The following is an 18431-nucleotide window of genomic DNA, read 5'->3' as shown; positions in this document are numbered from 1 at the left end:
GTTCTTGCGGGGCTGGGCGGGGCAGCTGAGCTTGTTAATTATGGGCGGAATCATGGTTTAAGTTGGCGTTCCTCCATTGAAAAATGAAGCGGACAATGATACTCAGCCGTCACTTCCTTTTTTTAGGACTATCTTATAAAAATATTAAAATGAAAACCTTTACATTTAGATTGAACTATACTATTTCTGGTGTTAATATAATATAAAAAATATTGAGACTATTTCACCAATTTGTACTATTCAATATATTTGAGTGAAATAGGCGTCATCATGTTTCGACAATTTAATACTTTAAAGCGTACATTGGACAAAGTGTGTCCAAAAACCAGAAAAGAAAGGTTGCACAACATGACCAAAAACGGGTTACCTCCCAAGCAAGGATTGTACGATCCTCAGTTCGAGCGTGATGCCTGCGGTATTGGCTTTGTAGCGAATATTAAGGGTGTCAAATCGCATGAAATCGTCAAGCAAGCGCTTCGTGTACTTTGCAATTTAGATCATCGCGGTGGTCAAGGCAGTGAGCAGAACACAGGCGACGGAGCGGGAATTTTGATGCAAATTCCGGACGCGTATCTCCAAATTGCTTGTGCGGAGGAGAACATCAAGCTTCCTGCAGCAGGTCACTATGGTGTAGGTATGGTCTATTTGCCTCAAGATCTGGAGGCGCGCCAAGCATGCGAGAAAATCATTGAGCGCATTGTTAGCGAGGAAGGTCAGCAATTCTTAGGTTGGCGAACTGTTCCTACGGATAACAGCTCACTTGGAGAATCCGCGCAGTCGGCAGAACCTTTCGTACGCCAGGTATTTATTGGAGAAAGTGCGGATGTGGCGAGCAATCTCGATTTTGAACGGAAGCTGTATGTCATACGTAAACTTTCTGAAAACGCTATCAAGTCATCGCTTCAGGATGCGCAATTTTACTATTCTAGCTTGTCTAGCCGAACAATCGTTTATAAAGGGATGTTGACGCCTAAGCAAGTCGACGCTTACTACATGGAGCTGCAGGACGAGAAGGTGGAGACCGCGCTTGCGCTCGTTCACTCCCGGTTCAGTACGAACACATTCCCAAGCTGGGAGCGTGCGCATCCCTACCGCTATCTGATTCATAACGGTGAGATCAACACGCTGCGTGGAAATGTGAACTGGATGTATGCACGTCAGGCGATGTGCGATTCGGAACTGTTTGGCGAAGACTTTAAACGCATTCTTCCTATTATTGATACCGACGGATCGGATTCGCAAATGTTCGATAATACGCTTGAGTTCCTCATGCTTTCAGGACGTTCGCTGCCGCATGCGGCGATGATGATGGTGCCTGAGCCGTGGTCCAAACATGAGTCGATGGATGATGCCAAAAAGGCGTTTTACGAATACCACAGCACACTCATGGAACCGTGGGACGGACCGGCAGCCATTGCCTTCACGGATGGCAGTCAAATTGGCGCTATCCTTGACCGTAACGGACTGCGTCCATCGCGTTACTATGTCACTACGGATGATTTCATCGTTTTGGCCTCAGAAGTTGGCGTCTTGGACATTGAGCCTGAGCGGATTTTGTACAAAGATCGCCTTAGACCGGGTCGCATGCTGCTTGTTGATACCGTAGCAGGCCGCATTGTAGCCGACGAAGAGATTAAAAGCGGCATTGCTAGCGAGCAGCCTTATCGCGATTGGTTGAACGAGCATCTTGTGTCACTCGAGGATTTGGACGATGCGCCTATCGTGCTTGGTTCCGATCATGATACGGTCTTGCAGCGTCAGCAAGCTTTTGGATACACATTTGAGCAGCTGCGTAAAATCCTTGAGCCTATGGCCAAAACAGGCGTAGACCCTATCGGATCTATGGGTACGGATGCTCCGCTTGCCGTGTTGTCCGACCGGCCGCAACTGCTGTACAACTACTTTAAACAATTGTTCGCACAGGTCACGAATCCACCGATCGATGCGAACTTCGAAGAGATCATCACAGCCCAGGGAACAACGATCGGGCCAGAGCGCAATCTCATAAGTCCTGAGCCGGCGAGCTGCCGTCAAATTCGGTTGAAAACGCCGTTCCTCTCCAATGAAGAATTGGCGAAGCTGCGTCATATTCAGCGTGACGGCTTTAAGACGGTAACACTGCCTACCTTGTTCGAGGCTGCTCAAGGTACCGCAGGCTTGGAAAGCGCGATGCAAGCTCTTTATGCTGCTGCAGACGGAGCAATCCAAGATGGCGCTTCCTTGTTAATTCTTTCGGATCGCGGCGTGGACGGGCAAAAGGCACCGATTCCGGCGCTGCTGGCAACGTCAGGATTGCATCACCATCTGATTCGCCAAGGGACACGAACCAAAGTCAGCTTGCTTGTCGAATCGGGCGAACCGCGCGAAGTGCATCATTTTGCTTTGCTGCTTGGTTATGGGGCAGGCGCGATCAATCCGTATTTGGCTTTGGAAACGTTGGATGACATGATCAGACGCAATCAGCTTGTCGGCATTGATCATGATAAAGCAACTTATAACTACATCAAGGCAGTGACCAAAGGCGTCGTGAAGGTTTTGGCGAAAATGGGCATCTCCACGATTCAAAGTTATCGTGGGGCGCAAATTTTCGAAGCGATCGGCCTCAGCCAAGAGCTGGTTGATGCGTATTTCACTTGGACCTATACGCCGGTTGGCGGTGTAGGTATCGATGTTGTGGCTAAGGAAGCGGTGCTCCGCCACCAGCGTGCTTTCTCTGAGCAGGAGGGGCGCGATAAGGTGCTCGATACCGGCGGTGATTTGCAGTGGCGCCGGGACGGGGAAGACCACCTGTACACACCGGAAACCGTGCATGCTCTTCAATCGGCGGTTCGTACGAACAATTACGCCCAGTATAAGAACTTTGCGAAGCTCATCAAACGCGAAGATGAGAAATATATGGCTTTGCGCGGGCTGCTGACTTTCAAGGCAGGCCGCGGGCCGATCCCGATCGAAGAGGTGGAGCCGATCGAGTCGATTTTCAAGCGCTTCAAGACGGGAGCCATGTCCTACGGCTCCATCTCCAAAGAAGCGCATGAGACGATCGCGATCGCGATGAACCGCATCGGCGGCAAGAGCAACACCGGCGAGGGCGGCGAGCATCCGGAGCGCTTCACGCCGGATGCGAACGGCGACCTGCGCCGCAGTGCGATCAAGCAGGTGGCGTCCGGCCGCTTCGGCGTCACAAGCCATTATCTCGTCAATGCCGACGAGATTCAGATCAAGATGGCGCAGGGCGCGAAGCCCGGCGAGGGCGGGCAGCTCCCGGGCACCAAGGTGTACCCTTGGGTGGCCGAGGTTCGCGGGGTTACGCCAGGCGTCGGTTTGATTTCGCCGCCGCCGCATCACGATATTTATTCGATCGAGGATCTCGCAGAGCTGATTCACGATCTCAAGAATGCCAACCCGCGTGCACGCATCAGCGTTAAGCTGGTATCCGAGGTTGGGGTTGGCACCATCGCCGCCGGCGTAGCCAAAGGGAAAGCGGACGTCGTCCTTATCTCCGGCTACGACGGAGGAACGGGCGCGTCACCACAGACGAGTATTCGTCACGCGGGACTGCCTTGGGAGCTCGGTCTTGCGGAAACGCATCAGACGCTCGTGCTCAATGACCTGCGCAGCCGTATCACCGTCGAGACGGACGGCAAGCTGATGACAGGGCGCGACGTGGTCGTCGCTGCGCTGCTCGGTGCCGAGGAGTTTGGTTTCGCGACGACTCCGCTGATTACGATTGGCTGCGTGATGATGCGCGTGTGCCATCTGGATACTTGTCCGGTTGGAGTGGCTACGCAAAATCCGGAGCTGCGCAAGAAATTTGCCGGCGATCCGCAGCATGTGGTGAATTTCATGACCTTCATCGCGCAGGATGTACGTGAGCTGATGGCCGAGCTTGGCTTCCGAACCATTGAGGAAATGGTTGGCCGTACTGATGTGCTTGAGTCCAAACAAGCTGTGGCGCACTGGAAAGCCAAAGGCGTTGATTTATCGCCGCTTCTGCATCAGCCGAATGTCGGCGAAAATGTGGGCCGATTCTGCCAAATGCCGCAGGACCACGGCTTGGATCGCTCTTTGGATGTTACGAAGCTGCTTGAAATTTGCGAACCTGCGATTGAGCGCAAGGAACATGTTCATGCGAGCATGGACATCGCCAATACGAATCGCGTTGTCGGCACGATTGTCGGCAGTGAAGTCACTCGCCGGCATGGCGTAGAGGGCTTGCCTCACGACACGATTCGCCTTCACTTTAACGGCTCGGCGGGCCAGAGCTTCGGTGCTTTCGTGCCGAAGGGGGTTACGCTCTCGTTGGAAGGCGATGCCAACGATTATGTGGGGAAAGGGTTATCCGGTGGTAAGCTGGTCATTTTCCCGCCTTCCCAGTCTGCTTTTGTCCCAGAAGAGAATGTAATCATTGGAAACACCGCTTTCTATGGAGCTACCGATGGTGATGCGTACATTCGAGGGATTGCCGGCGAGCGCTTTTGTGTAAGAAACAGCGGTGTGCGGGCAGTTGTCGAAGGCGTAGGGGATCATGGCTGTGAATATATGACAGGCGGGCGTGTTGTTGTGTTAGGATCGACCGGCCGTAACTTTGCGGCAGGGATGTCAGGCGGAATTGCCTACGTGCTGGATGAGAAAGGCGATTTTGCCGACAAGGTTAACAAAGAGATGATCCATCTTGAGCAGGTTGAAGAAGCTTTTGAAATGAATGAACTGAGAACGATGATTCAGCATCATGCGACATTTACGGATAGCAGCGTTGCCCACCGCGTCATACAGCACTGGGATGAATACGTTTGGAAGTTCGTGAAGGTGATACCGAAGGACTACAAGCGGATGTTTGATGCCATCGAGAAGGTGAAACGATCCGGGCTTGGCCAGCAAGAGGCCATCATGGTTGCTTTTGAGGCAAATATGCGGGATGTTTCCCGTGTCGGTGGAAACTAACGAATCTGAGCAGAAGCGTACGACGTAAGTTTTGCTGAAGCAAAACTCTTGGGAGGGACTAAACGTTCATGGGTAAACCAACCGGTTTTATAGAACATCGCCGTGAAGTGGCAACCGAAGCTGCTCCGCTGGTCCGTATCGGCCATTGGAAAGAGTTCGCGACACCGCTGACGGATGATAAATTGCAGACGCAAGGTTCAAGATGTATGGATTGCGGCATTCCGTTTTGCCACACGGGAGCTTTGATCAGCGGTATGGCTGCCGGCTGCCCGGTTAATAATCTCATTCCGGAGTGGAATGATCTCGTGTATCGTGGACAATGGCGGGAAGCGCTTGATCGTCTGCACAAAACGAACAACTTCCCGGAATTCACGGGACGTGTATGCCCGGCTCCATGTGAGGGTTCCTGTACAGTGGGGCTCAAGGACACGCCGGTTACGATCAAAAGCATTGAGAAAGCCATTATTGACAAAGGCTTCACAGAAGGCTGGATCAGGCCGGAGCCGCCTGAAGTGCGTACAGGCAAAAAGGTTGCCGTCGTAGGCTCGGGTCCATCCGGGCTCGCTGCCGCAGCGCAGCTGAATAAAGCCGGACACTGGGTGACGGTGTTCGAGCGCGCGGACCGCGTGGGTGGACTGCTGATGTACGGCATCCCGAACATGAAGCTGGACAAAAAGTACGTCCAGCGCCGTGTAGATCTGCTTGAAGCAGAGGGGGTTACGTTCATTACCTCCGCGCACGTCGGGGTGAACTATCCGATCGAGAAGCTTCAAGAGGAATTCGATGCCATCGTGCTGTGCGGCGGAGCCACCAAAGGCCGCGACCTTCCGATTGAAGGCCGCGAGCTTGGCGGCATCCACCTGGCGATGGAATTCCTCAGCAAGAATACGAAAAGCTTGCTGGATTCCGAACATGCCGACGGTGAATTTATTTCCGCGGAAGGTAAAGACGTTATCGTCATCGGTGGCGGTGATACGGGGACGGACTGTGTGGGCACTTCTTTGCGCCACAAGTGCAAAAGCGTGACACAGTTCGAGATCATGCCGAAGTCCCCGGAGACGCGTCCGGCGAACAATCCTTGGCCGGAGTGGCCGAAGGTTCTCAAGGTGGACTACGGTCAGCAAGAAGCAGCTGCGGTTCAAGGCGAGGACCCGCGCCAGTACTTAATCAACACGAAGAAATTCGTGGGGGATGAGCACGGCAACTTGAAAGAGCTGCACACGGTGCTGATCGAGTGGCAAAAGAACGAGAAGGGCGCGTTCGTCCCTGTGGAAGTGCCCGGCAGCGAGAAGGTGTATCCAGCGCAGCTGGTCCTGATCGCGATGGGTTTCACAGGACCGGAGAACACGGTACTGGATCAGCTTGGCGTCGCCAAAGACGAGCGCTCCAACGCGAAAGCGGAGTACGGCAAGTTTGCGACGAGCGTGGAAGGCGTTTTTGCCGCTGGTGACATGCGTCGCGGGCAAAGTCTTGTCGTCTGGGCGATCAATGAGGGGCGCGCGGTGGCTCGCGAGGTTGACCGTTATTTGATGGGATCATCAAATTTGCCATAGGTTGGAAAATAGAAAAGGAAGGCCCCTTGGTTTTGGCTGAGGGCCTTCCTTTTTGTATGTTGAGCTGAGCACTCCACCCCATGAAGGGTGTGCGGCTATCCCTTGGCGGTTCCTCCCAGGTAGGGGAACGGAACGACAGGGCACTATTTCATCGAAATAGGCTCCTTTTCGCGCGGAGGGGAACTGTGGGCTGCTATTTGTCCGTTTTCTTAAAGAAAACGGGATGAGGCAATCAAATAAAGCCCTGTAGTTCCGCTTGAACGCGGAAACGGGCTGAATGGGCTAGAATAGTGGCCTGTAGTTCCTCGAGGTTGTCTCGTTGGCCAACTTAACACGCGTATCGGTTTGGGGTTACCCATCCGCCAAGTGTCTCAGTAACGCTAGGTGTTCTTCACCCATAAAATTCGCTCGTATCGGGCTCTTAACATGCTAAACAACGGAGGGGGCGTAACTCCGCCAAGTGTCTCAGTAACGCTGAAATTTTAGCGACGAAGGCCGCCAAACCCTGCCAGATCAACCGGATTTTCTTATCCATCCACATTTTTCCTGTGCCCCTATGTCTAACGGACTGAGCCGACCTTATTTGCCGTATTTCGGCCGGATACAAGTTCTAACGGACTCAGGAGACGCTAACAGCTTTGAAATAGCTTAATCCAGCTCTAAAATTCACAGTTAACGCCCGCTCAGTCCGTTAGCACCTCAATTATCGCTGAAATGGGCAAAATAACGGCTTCTGAGTCCGAACCGCCTACTGAAACCGCCGAATTGCCGGCACACAAAGCACACTGGCGACAATGGCCAGGCCGATTGAAGCGAATATCGTGATGGTGATCACGCCCCCGATTTGATCGGCAATCCAGCCGACAAGGAAATAGCTCAGCGGCAATAAAGCAAAAGAGCCTAACAAATCCAAACTGACCACCCGCCCGAAAGCTTCGGGGGGCACAAGCTCCTGAAGGCTCGTCTCCCAGATGAGACCGAAGATCATCAGCCCGAAGCCTTCGACGGCCATGAGCAGCGAGAGCGTAATAGGTGACGTTGTGAAAGTCATCGTCAGCAATGCAGCGCCACTCAGGATCACTGCGCCATAGGCGATGATGCCCCGGTGGTGCCACTGCCTTTTAGACCCAAAAAGAAGTGCTGCTGCAATAGCTCCAACACCGGAGCATGTGATGCCTATCCCATACGCGAGTGGATCGAGCCCAAGATGAACCTTGAACAGCCAAGGAATAAGAATGACAATAATGCCCGTATAGCAAATATTAATGAAACAAAAGGCGAGGATCGTGATCCAAAGCCAGGGATGGCCTTTGAGGATGGTGATGCCTTCAAGGAATTCACGCTTCCAAGTAAAGCTAAGATGGCTTGTTGAAGATTTCGGTTTATTTTGATGTGAAACTAGCGATTTTTTTACTAACACCAACAGACACAGATAGGAAATTAGGTAGGTTAGCGCGTCCAAGCCGAACCCGTAACTGGCAGACATAGACGAAACGATAAGGCCGCCTAGGACAGGTCCGATGATTTTGACCCCTTGATTGCTCACTTGTGTTAACGCATTGGCGGCATTGCGGATGTCTGGCGTGAAGACGGTCGCGCGTACGGCAGAATAGGCAGGGTGAAAAAGCCCTTCCATCAGGCCATAAAGGCTTACTAATCCAAAAAGCATGGGAACGGACAAGCTGTCTGAGAAAATAAGCACGGCGATAGCCAACATGACGATGAAGCGGACGATATCGGATAGCATCATAATTCTCACGCGATCATAACGGTCGACAATCCATCCCGAAAGGGGGAGCATGAGGACGTAAGGCAGCATGTAGGCGGTCATGACCAGACCCATCATCGTCGTTGATCCCGTGAGCGAATAAACGACCATCGGTAAAATAACGGTTGTAACGGAACCACCAAGCATAGAAATGAGTTGACTTAGCCATAAATAAGGGAAGGAACGCGATTGGATAAAAGGAAGCAGGAAGGAGTCCAGAACGCGTGGTTTCTTTTTGAGTGGTGCATCAATGTGCATAGGAACATGCCCCTTCTGTTAATTTCTTAGGTTGAGTAGATTGCAGACAATCAAAAAGGTGAACAATTCGTGAGCATCATGTACAATAGAGGGAACAGGTTAACGTTGGACGAGCACGGACGCCTAGAATCGAACCGGAATTGGAGGAAGCACATGAAGAAAGAGGATCTCATAAAGGCGGCAGAACTTTATGCGCTTCTGGCCGAGAATGGCGAGGGCACTCTCGATTTTGATGCGGATGAACCTATAGGAACGCAGCATGTGATTGCTCTTCAAAAAGCAGTCTTGCTGCTCTCCCGGCAGGTCGCTGACCTTCAATCTCAGCTTCATGAGCACCTTGAGCTCCATAACAAGCAGCAGGAACAGCTGCTTCGGCAAATGAATCACCAGATGGAGCACAAGCTCTATGAACAGATCATTCACCGGGTTGCCGGAAGACAGGAAGTCACGGTGGATGAGGAACGGACAGAGCTGCAGAACATTAAAGCAACGCCGTCAACGGCATTAGCTCTATTTTCGGAAGAGCAGCCGCCGGTGGAGCAGCAGCCTACTTATTCCCGTGTGAAAAGTTACCGGAAGATCCGCAAGAGAAAAAAGGGATTTCTGGAGAGGCTTTTTGAATAGTGATAAGCGGTTTGTGGATCGCTTATGGATCAGTCGGTTGCGGTGCTCGCGGTTAGCTCGAGCGACGAATCTCAGCAACGGGTCCCACTCCCAAGCAAACACAACAGCGATACAAGATGTACTCTTGTATCGCTGTTGTTCGCTTTTAAGCGGTCTAAATCATACCTTCCTCATGCGCCTTCTTGGAAGCCTGCACGCGGTCGCGCACGTCCATTTTGGAGTAGATGCTCGAAATGTAATTTTTCACTGTACCTTCGGACAGGAAAAGCTTCTCGGCAATCTCCCGGTTGTTCAGCCCGTCAGCGATGCAGTGCAGCACCTGCACTTCGCGCTCGCTCAGTCCGTAAGCGTCAGTGCGAGCCGGCTCCTCGCTGGCCGGTCTTGAAACCTCCGTATCGCGAACGGTTGGTTCAGCGGCGCCTTTGGCTTGCTGGACGAGCATTCTCGCGATATCCTGCGGGATGAGGGTGCCGCCTTGATGCACCCATTTGAGGCCGGCGGCCAGATCCTTCGGATGAATGGCCTTGAGCAGATAACCTTCCGCGCCCGCTCCCAAGGCGTCGACGACGTAGGTGATCTCCTGGAAGGTAGTCAGGATAATGACGCGGATTTGCGGCCATTTCTCCTTAATTTTTCGCGTTGCTTCGACCCCGTCCATAACGGGCATATGAATGTCCATCAGGACGACATCAGGGTGATGCTCTTCGCACTGCTGGATGGCGATATGGCCGTTCTCGGCCAAGCCTACGACTTCAATGTCCGGGTCCATGCCCAGCACAATGTGGAGGCTTTCTCGTATTAAATCCTGGTCGTCGACCAGGAGCAGTTTCAGCGGGGCGTTGTTCATACGGGACTCCTCCTAGCGTAACTTGAGCGTATCTTGCTTGTGTGTTGTTAGGCATATTGTATCATCCACGGCTAGCAGCTTGGAAGAAAGCTTTTAAAAAGAAGGCAAACGCTTAGCGGGAATGAAACATTCGACAACGGTTCCCTGACCGACGGTTGAACTTACCTGTAACGTTCCTTGCAGCGCAAAGATCCGCTCCTGCATGGCATTAATCCCGAAGCCGACTTTGAGCTGCTCGGTGCCGACGCCATCATCTTCGATGCGGATACCGACCCCATCATCCACATAGTTGAGCTTGATTTCGACGGTGGTGGCGCGGCCATGCCGTTTGGCATTTGTTAAGGACTCCTGGAGACAGCGAATGAGCGAGAGCTTGGTTTGTTTCGGAATCTCAAATTCCTCCCCGACCGTCGTGAACCGGATCTGGGTGCCGGTATGGAGGGCGAACTCGTTAGCCAGCCTTGTTAATTGCTGCGAGAGCAGCATATCGCCTTCTTTAGGCACCATTTGATGAATGCTGCGCCGTACTTCTTCCAACCCGTTGCGGGTTACACCCCGCAGGACATCCAGCTTTTCTTTGGCTTTGTCAGGCGCAGCCTCTATTAAATAGGAGACAGCGTCCATGCCCATGATAACGGAAGTAAAGGTGTGCCCGACGGTATCATGCAGCTCGCGAGCCATCCGATTGCGTTCCTCCAGCAGAGTCAACTGCTCGATTTGGTTGGCGTACTGCTCTAAGGCATTATTTTGCTCATGAATAAGATAGTATTGTCGTTGATTTTCCGCTAAAAGCTTTTCCGTCTTCTCATTAGAGGTGACAACTCTCTGCAAGCTAAGGCCGATCGCGAAAAACAACACCGCATTCAGGATGATGCTGAACAGCTCGCTAACACCCATATCCATATCCCGATGAAGGACCAGGAAATAGGCAACAGGCATTGCGACAAGCGAGATTGGGGCGGCCCACCAAGCATTTTTTCGATCCGTAAGGAATCCAATGACCATTAATGGGCAATTAATAGTAAGGTAGGCATCTTCTTGCATCCAAGATAGATAGATTTGTAGAGGAATACCTGTGAGCAATACGGAAATCGGGTACATAGTTGTGTTAATGTAAGTAGGTCTCCAAAATAAAAAAGGAATACCATACGATACAAGCAGGGCTAATATGGTTAAAAAGATATTACCGTGCTCGTTTTCGTTCATATGGAGCAGCGCGTAAAGCAGGCCTAGCAATACAGAGCCGGTCAAAACGATAAATAAGGACCACTCCACGCCATGCCACGGTCTTCTTTGAATCATAGAGGAACTCCTTCTAGGTAAAATCGTATAAAATCATTGTACATAATTGTTGGAAAAATCCATAGTGAGCGCAGTCATATTGTCAGCAGCAATCAGGTATGACTCTTATGACTTATAGCGGTAAGGAGCGATGAAAGATGGCGGCAGCAGCGCAAGATCAATCACCGATTGTACAAATTGAACGGATAACCAAACGAATCGGTTCGAAGACGATTATTGATCAATTAACGTTCGACGTCCCACGAGGGGAAGTTTTTGGATTTCTAGGCCCGAATGGGGCCGGTAAAACAACCACGATCCGAATGATGGTTGGACTCATGTCGATCACGGAAGGAGATATTCGGATTGGCGGTTATTCGATTCGGACCCATTTTGAGCAAGCGATTCGTCATGTCGGCGCGATTGTAGAAAATCCGGAAATGTATAAGTTTCTGAGCGGCTACCACAATTTGGTTCATTACGCCAGAATGTTTCCGGGAATAGGAGAGGACCGCATTGAAGAGGTCATTGAGCTTGTAGGCATGGAAAACCGGATTCATGATAAGGTGAAAACCTACTCTTTGGGCATGCGCCAAAGGCTCGGTATTGCGCAGGCGTTGCTTCATAAGCCGGATGTGCTGATCCTGGACGAGCCTACGAACGGCCTGGATCCAGCCGGCATTCGCGAGCTGCGCGATCATTTGCGCAAGTTGACGCGCGAGGACGGCATCTCGGTTATTGTATCCAGTCACCTGCTGGCTGAGATGGAGCTCATGTGCGACCGGGTTGCCATTATACAGAACGGGAAGTTAGTTGATGTTAGATTGATCAAAGAGTACGCCCGGACGGACAGCAAACTCCATGTGGCTTTTGAAGTGTCGTCGCCGGATAAGGCTTTGGCTTTGGCAGCTGCACATTCTGTGAAGGCTGAGGCGGATGGCGATGAACTGATCCTGATGCTGGATAAAGAAGAAACCGCCCTATGGAACAAACGATTTGTAGAGGCAGGCATTGCGGTTTACGGAATCCGTACGGCAACGAAGTCGCTGGAGGATCAATTCTTAGAGATGACGGGGAGTGATCCGATTGCTTAATTTAATCCAGAATGAACAGATGAAAATTTATCGCAGGCTGCGTACTTGGATATTAGGTCTGCTGCTGATCGTTATTGTTGTCTTGGCTGGACTCGTTTATCATCCGGGTACTGACGCAGGCGATCAATGGAAGGTTAGTGCTGCAGATACGATTGAGCATAATAAGAAAGAGCTGGAAAACAACGATCTTCCGGACAAATTCAAACAAGAGATGAAGGAAGAAATCGCGCTTCAACAATACATGCTGGACCATAATTTCCCGCCAACGGAGAACACGCTCTGGGGCGGAGTCAGTAGGGCCTCTGGCATAATCCTCGTAGTGACACTGTTTACCGTCATTATTGCCGGGGATATGGTGGCCGGTGAATTCACTTGGGGAACGATCAAGCTGCTGCTTATTCGTCCGGCGAGCCGGGCCAAAATTCTTCTCTCCAAATATATAACAACGCTCCTGTTTGCTGTGACCCTGTTAATTGTCTTGTTTATCACGGCTCTCATTGTGAATGGGTTCCTGTACGGCTTTCAGAACCTTGGAATTCCTCACCTGAAAGTGGATGCAGGGGGGCAAGTGCATGAAGGTAGCATGCTGGTGTTCACGCTAGCTACTTATGGGCTGAAGCTGATTGAGCTCGTGATGATTGTGACACTGGCGTTTATGATCTCGACCGTATTCCGAAGTGCTTCTTTGGCCATCGGTATCAGTATCTTCATCATGTTCGCCGGGCAGATCATTACCATGCTTCTCTTAAGATACAGCTGGGGCAAATACTTCCTTTTTGCCAATACGGATCTTACGCCCTACTTAAAGGGGCAGCCGCTTGCGGAAGACATGACACTTGGGTTTTCCATTGTCGTTCTGGTTGTCTACTATTTACTGTTCATTCTGCTTTCCTGGGAAATATTCCGCAGACGCGATGTGGCGGCATAAGCAATTAAGGCTACCCTAAAAAAAGGCTGCCCCTTGGTCAATTAATGACTTAGGGACAGCCTTTTTGAGTTAGCGTCTTATTTATTTCTTGATATACGATTGAATAGTGGTTGGAACTTCCTGCAAGGAACCGAGCTGGTAGAAAGCTCCTTGAGGCTTGATATCGATCGTTCCTGTGTTGTAAGCCCAGTCCTGTTCGACAGGAATGTGGATGGAGTGAATCCCCGCATGGAGGGCAGGGAGCACGTCCGTTTTGACGGAGTTGCCAATCATCCACGTATGCTTGCGATCAAAGCCTTGCTCATGCATAATCGTTTCCATGAATTCTTTGGTCTTATGGACCGTTACGAAGATTCGATCATGAAAATAGGTGTCCAGACTTAGGTCCTTGACCTTTTTCATTTGAATTGATGCATCGCCGCCTGTGTACAGGAAGAGCCGATGGCCATCATGCTGCAGCTGATCGAGCGTTTCGTTCATGAGCGGATAAGGTTCGACCGTGTATTCATACACGGTATGACCTAATTGCATCAGCCATGATTCTTCTTTGGCGCTCATTTTCCGGTTGAAGTGCCTGCTAAACCATTGATACGTTTCAACAAATGACTTGGGAAAACGATCTGGCATGAAGCCATGGATATGAATGCCGGCGAGATCAATTTGTAGCTGTTTCTGTTTAATGTCTTGCGCGTTAAGCCCATGTCCGGAAAACCAGGTCAGCATGAGATCAACGAACTGGTCAATGACGACGTCAAAATATTTATTGCAATGGACTAATGTATCATCAAGATCAAAAAGTATCGTTTGTTCTTTCATAGGCGCTGTCTCCTGCAGTTAGAAATGAATTTCCAACCATTATACCATGCTCTTATCGCATCTCCTAGGGGCAGCGTTGATGATCCATTTGCTTACATCGCAATGGTATTTCCTTTGTAAGAGCCATTTGTAGTGGAAGCAGGAGGATTCATATGGCTATCCGGCTCGTTTTTTGGCTGAGGTTGAGATGCTGGAGCAGCGGATGTTGTTTCCATTTTGCTGTTTCCTTGGAATTGCCCGCCTTCTTCAATAATAAAGGACGCAGCGCTAATATTGCCATGCAGTGAGCCCGTTGACGTTATGGTCAGTTTGCCTTTGGTGGTAATGTTGCCATGGACATTCCCTGCAAGAATCACATCTCTGGCTGAAACGTTGGATTTCACGACGCCGCGTTCCCCGATGATGACATCCCCGGCACATTCGATATCCCCTGTAATCCCGCCTTCAATACGAATGCTGGCTTCGGATTTAATTCGTCCTTCAAAGGTGGTTCCTTCTCCAATCAACGTATCTGTCGTATTTGGATTCATAAGGTTTTTCTTGGATTTAAACATGGTGTCTAGTCATCCTTTCGATTCGCTTTGAGATATGGTTTAGGATCAATGCTTTCTCCATTTTTGAGCACTTCATAATGAAGGTGCGGGCCAGTGCTGCGTCCTGTGGAACCAACTAGGCCTATGGTACTACCTTTGGTGACGTTGTCTCCATTGTTGACAAGAATTTTATTTAAATGCATATACCAAGTGCGTAGGCCCTTGGAATGCTCGATGACGATGTTATTGCCGTGGTAAATATCCTTTCCGGTGCTGACGACTTTTCCATCAGCGGTGGCGTAGACGGCATCATTCTCCCTGGCCCCGAAGTCAATGCCGGAGTGGAAGCTCGGGCTATGTGTGAAGGGGTCGGTTCTATAGCCAAACGTCGATGTGACGATCTTTACATTCGTCGGATACAGCGTGGGCGTTATAGCGAGCTGGTGTTGTTTGTCGGCAACCTTTTGTTTCGTTTCGGTTAAACTGGTTTGCAGTTCTTTCACTTCGCTATTTAGCGCTGTAAAAGAAGCGGATGTCTGCTCGCCCAGCTGCATAATAGCTTCCTGAGAAGCTGGATTAGGACTTCCGCCTATTCCGCTCGTGGCAGCAGCGGGAGTCTGTTCCTTCGTAGATTTGTTTTCGTCAGCTGCTGTCGCGCTGGCGACCGCTTTGCCGGTTTCGTTGGCATCGAGACCCGAGATGGATTTGAGATCATTCTCGAATTTTTTCATTTCTTCGACTTGCGATTTCATCTGCTCCGCTTGCTGAGACAGTTGAATGACTTCGTTTTGCAGCTGTTCAATTGCTTTGTCTTTCGAGGTTAAGGTCGCGTTCCATTGCTGGCTCGCTCCGCTAAGTTTAGCCTGCAGCGCATTGGCTTTTTTCGTGGTTTGCGCGTGCAGAGCATACGTAATGAGGGTTATAAGGAGCAGCAGTGAAAAGCAGGCCGCTGCGATATAAGCGAATAAATGGGGTACTCGAAACCTGACGACCGATTGATTGGCATCCGGTATGATCACCAGCGTCAGTTTTTTGGGCTTCCATTTGAGCTTCATAAAGGCTAATTTGTCTCCTTGTCGTGGTTGAATTTGGTAAAGTATATCTAACAACATCATTCGTCATGATCCGATAAAAACCTTCCTTATACCTACTGGTCCTAGTCAAAATGAGTCGAAAGTAGGAAGGAATAGTGTCGGATATAATCGAATGTTCTTAACAATTACAGGAAAGACAGCAGATTTGGAGTGGAGGCACGCATGATTAAGCTTGCAGGTATTGATATTGGTAACGACAGCATTAAGCTGGTGCTCGATGGATCCAGGGAACCATTAGTCATCCCGAACATTATTGCGCCGGGTTACGAAAGGCACATTTTACAGGAAGAGGATTCCCCTTGGAAAGCGCTCGACGTCATGATTTACAGTCCCTCTCTTTCTCAAAGAAATCAGCGTTATTTCGTCGGTCAGCTTGCGCTGGAACACGAAGACAACCTGGAGCTGGAAGACACCGATAATAAAGCGGTTTCGGATCAATCCCTTATTGTCGCGCTTACTGCGCTGGCCTACCAAGGTCTCGCCACGCAAGCCTTCAACAGCGGTTACGGCGCCGTGGATGAAGTGGAGTACACGCTGGGAACGGGGTTGCCCGTTCGTGCATTTGCGAAGTACAGTCAACAATTCGAACAGAGATTACTTGGCGAGCATGAAGTCACGTTCCTATCCACGCCGCAATTCCATAACCGTAAAATTAAAGTATCCATTCGCAAAGTGGCTGTTTCAATAGAAGGAGCCGCAGCTATTTTCCATCTGGCCACCCACGACAGTTTAATGGTGAAGGACGAAGAAATTTACAACGGTTGTATCGGCGTTTGTGAAATTGGCGCATTAACGACGGATTTCCCTGTTATTAAACGGATGGCGATTGATAATCATTTCAGCCATGGCGAGCAAATTGGCATCGCTACCTATCTGGATGCGATCATTCGCGATGTGGAAGATGCTTACAGCTACGTGTTTCCAAGCCGAGCTAAGCTCGTGCAGCGTATTAAGCAGCGCGATTTCACGATTCAATTGCTTGGCGAAGGTCAAGTTGACATCCGCCCGATCGTGGATCAGCACTTCCGGCGCGCAGCTTTGCGCATGATCGAGATGATCAAGAAACGCTGGCGCAAATATCCTGACATTCAATGCTTCTATGTCATTGGCGGCGGCGCTTCAGCCTTGAGACCTTACATCCAAGAGGCGGCAGGTTCACTTAAATTACGTTTCGCGAACGATAGCGAATTCCTCAATATGCATGGCTACCTGAAGGTGGCCAAAAGTCGGTTAAACCAGGCAGCTCCTGTCTAAACCGAGCAAGCACCTGTGAATCGGGTGCTTTTTTTTATACCCGCTTTCATTTGCCGGCTTCCACTTGTTTCAGTTGGCTCACCTCCATATAAGTCGTCAACGAGGCCAGCAGCATGCAGATGGCGAAAATGATGGCGCAGACGCTCCCGATGGCCGAATGGTATTTGCTGAACATAAGTCCTACCATCAAGCATAGAGCCGCAAGGATCATCAAGGCATTACCTCCCCAAAGCCAATGCTTGTAGGATACACGTTGACTAAGTTTTCCAATTTTCTGAGACGCTTGCACGCCGGAATTCTGACTGCTTGGCGAGCTGTCTTTCGTATCAGCTGGATTGCCCAGCTTGCGTTTTTTTCGGGCGATGGCGATAACCATAATGACGATCACCAAGGGCTGATAGGCTAGCGCGAAAACTGGAGCGCTGTAGTTAGAGAACGCTAATAGATCTGTTGTGTTTCTGAAGGACAATAGCGTGGTCATCACAATGCACAGTGCAACAGGTTTGTTAATCGTCGGGTAGTTGCGTTTATCCAGGATGGCAGAGATACCTAGCAGAAGCGCCATATAGATCGTAATCATTTTACAAGCCACCGTTGGATACCAGATCATCAAGATGATGAGATCAACACGATCGAGAAAGTCCGTGACATGAATCGTTTGAACCAAATTGTATATGGGATACAAGAAATTCCCGGGCATCTTGGGTCCAAGAACAACCAAGATCAGGAAAACCGCCATGGTGAGCAGGAAAATGCCAAGCAGGGAGCCATGTCGGATGGAAGACCTGACTTGGTTGGAATTGCTCATCATATGAAGAAAAGCCCCGAGAATGAAGATATCTCCTGCACTGCCGATCGTGAGTACAGAGCTTGCGGCAACATGCTGAATCGGCATAGTCATGGCAGGAGTAATAAGCTGAAGATATAACTCGTTCGACAACAAGAGCGGCATACTCAGCACTGTTACAACAAAGAGAGGGTAGAATAAATCATTCACCCGGGCGATCACTTCCACGCTGCTTTTGCCGAAATAAATCAGCAGCAGGCAAGGCAACAGCGTTAGTATCTCAAGAGGTGTATTGTGAAGCAGCAGCGTTGTACTAAACCTGGATACGGAAGAGATGTCGCGCATCACAATTTGCCAGAAATGAAATATCATAATTAGATTCACGATGGTACCGCCAACACGGCCCAGCAATTCTTGTGTAATTTCAAAGATATGTTTTTGCGGATAATGTTTCGTGATGTAGCCAAAGAAGCTGGCCACCCCAAAAACATAGAACACAGAAGGCAAATAACTGTACCAAGCATCCATCTGTGAGATACGGATCAGCACATTTTGCAAGGTGAGAATCCCTCCGCTTGTGATGACAGAAGACGCTAACCAGGAGAGTTGCCGCTGATTGATCACTTGTTTTCGATCCATGGTGAATCCCACCC

General features: G+C 50.2%; 13 protein-coding genes. 6 read left to right on the top strand and 7 right to left on the bottom strand.

Annotation, left to right across the window (positions count from 1 at the left end; translation table 11 throughout):
* Positions 1 to 348 precede the first annotated feature (348 nt).
* Positions 349 to 4941 carry a glutamate synthase large subunit gene (gltB, locus tag ACKTT9_RS34590; RefSeq protein WP_407869567.1) on the top strand — a complete coding sequence of 1531 codons (4593 nt, stop codon included), beginning with the start codon at positions 349 to 351 and terminating at the stop codon, positions 4939 to 4941.
* A gap of 68 nt (positions 4942 to 5009) precedes the next feature.
* The gene (locus tag ACKTT9_RS34585; RefSeq protein WP_407869566.1) at positions 5010 to 6494 is read left to right on the top strand and encodes a glutamate synthase subunit beta; all 1485 of its coding nucleotides are present in this window, start codon (positions 5010 to 5012) and stop codon (positions 6492 to 6494) included.
* 748 nt (positions 6495 to 7242) lie between these two features.
* Here ACKTT9_RS34585 and ACKTT9_RS34580 read toward each other — a convergent pair.
* Entirely contained in the window at positions 7243 to 8520 is a 1278-nt protein-coding gene (locus ACKTT9_RS34580) for an MFS transporter (RefSeq protein ID WP_407869565.1), read from the bottom strand.
* 153 nt (positions 8521 to 8673) lie between these two features.
* Here ACKTT9_RS34580 and ACKTT9_RS34575 point away from each other — a divergent pair, with 153 nt between their 5' ends.
* Positions 8674 to 9144, top strand: a complete 471-nt coding sequence (locus ACKTT9_RS34575; RefSeq protein WP_407869564.1) for a hypothetical protein — start codon at positions 8674 to 8676, stop codon at positions 9142 to 9144.
* Positions 9145 to 9298: 154 nt separating this feature from the next.
* Here the strand turns inward: ACKTT9_RS34575 and ACKTT9_RS34570 are convergent, their stop codons facing one another.
* Positions 9299 to 9991, bottom strand: a complete 693-nt coding sequence (locus tag ACKTT9_RS34570; RefSeq protein ID WP_407869563.1) for a response regulator — start codon at positions 9989 to 9991, stop codon at positions 9299 to 9301.
* A 93-nt stretch (positions 9992 to 10084) separates the two neighbouring features.
* Positions 10085 to 11293 carry a sensor histidine kinase gene (locus ACKTT9_RS34565; protein ID WP_407869562.1) on the bottom strand — a complete coding sequence of 403 codons (1209 nt, stop codon included), beginning with the start codon at positions 11291 to 11293 and terminating at the stop codon, positions 10085 to 10087.
* Positions 11294 to 11430: 137 nt separating this feature from the next.
* Here ACKTT9_RS34565 and ACKTT9_RS34560 point away from each other — a divergent pair, with 137 nt between their 5' ends.
* Positions 11431 to 12366, top strand: coding sequence for an ABC transporter ATP-binding protein (locus tag ACKTT9_RS34560; RefSeq protein ID WP_407869561.1), 936 nt, complete (start codon positions 11431 to 11433; stop codon positions 12364 to 12366).
* Complete coding sequence (locus tag ACKTT9_RS34555; RefSeq protein WP_407869560.1) at positions 12359 to 13294, top strand: ABC transporter permease; 936 nt, start codon at positions 12359 to 12361, stop codon at positions 13292 to 13294. The genes ACKTT9_RS34560 and ACKTT9_RS34555 overlap by 8 nt, the downstream gene beginning before the upstream one ends.
* A gap of 81 nt (positions 13295 to 13375) precedes the next feature.
* Here ACKTT9_RS34555 and ACKTT9_RS34550 read toward each other — a convergent pair whose 3' ends face one another.
* The 3 genes from ACKTT9_RS34550 to ACKTT9_RS34540 all read right to left on the bottom strand — a co-directional run bounded on the left by ACKTT9_RS34550 (position 13376) and on the right by ACKTT9_RS34540 (position 15698).
* Positions 13376 to 14110 carry an HAD family hydrolase gene (locus tag ACKTT9_RS34550; protein ID WP_407869559.1) on the bottom strand — a complete coding sequence of 245 codons (735 nt, stop codon included), beginning with the start codon at positions 14108 to 14110 and terminating at the stop codon, positions 13376 to 13378.
* Between the two features lie 92 nt (positions 14111 to 14202).
* The gene (locus ACKTT9_RS34545; RefSeq protein WP_407869558.1) at positions 14203 to 14664 is read right to left on the bottom strand and encodes a polymer-forming cytoskeletal protein; all 462 of its coding nucleotides are present in this window, start codon (positions 14662 to 14664) and stop codon (positions 14203 to 14205) included.
* Positions 14665 to 14669: 5 nt separating this feature from the next.
* Positions 14670 to 15698 carry a peptidoglycan DD-metalloendopeptidase family protein gene (locus ACKTT9_RS34540; RefSeq protein WP_407869557.1) on the bottom strand — a complete coding sequence of 343 codons (1029 nt, stop codon included), beginning with the start codon at positions 15696 to 15698 and terminating at the stop codon, positions 14670 to 14672.
* Positions 15699 to 15899: 201 nt separating this feature from the next.
* Between ACKTT9_RS34540 and ACKTT9_RS34535 the strand changes: the two genes are divergently transcribed.
* Positions 15900 to 16991 carry a hypothetical protein gene (locus ACKTT9_RS34535; protein WP_407869556.1) on the top strand — a complete coding sequence of 364 codons (1092 nt, stop codon included), beginning with the start codon at positions 15900 to 15902 and terminating at the stop codon, positions 16989 to 16991.
* Positions 16992 to 17037: 46 nt separating this feature from the next.
* On the opposite strand, the gene ACKTT9_RS34530 is transcribed toward ACKTT9_RS34535, so the two are convergent.
* On the bottom strand, positions 17038 to 18417 hold the full coding sequence (locus tag ACKTT9_RS34530; protein WP_407869555.1) for an endospore germination permease: 1380 nt from the start codon (positions 18415 to 18417) through the stop codon (positions 17038 to 17040).
* Positions 18418 to 18431: the final 14 nt, after the last annotated feature.

It is taken from the genome of Paenibacillus sp. P36, assembly GCF_045866505.1.
GTDB classification, from domain to species: Bacteria; Bacillota; Bacilli; order Paenibacillales; family NBRC-103111; genus Paenibacillus_E; species Paenibacillus_E chondroitinus.
This window is presented reverse-complemented; position numbering and strand designations above follow the sequence as displayed.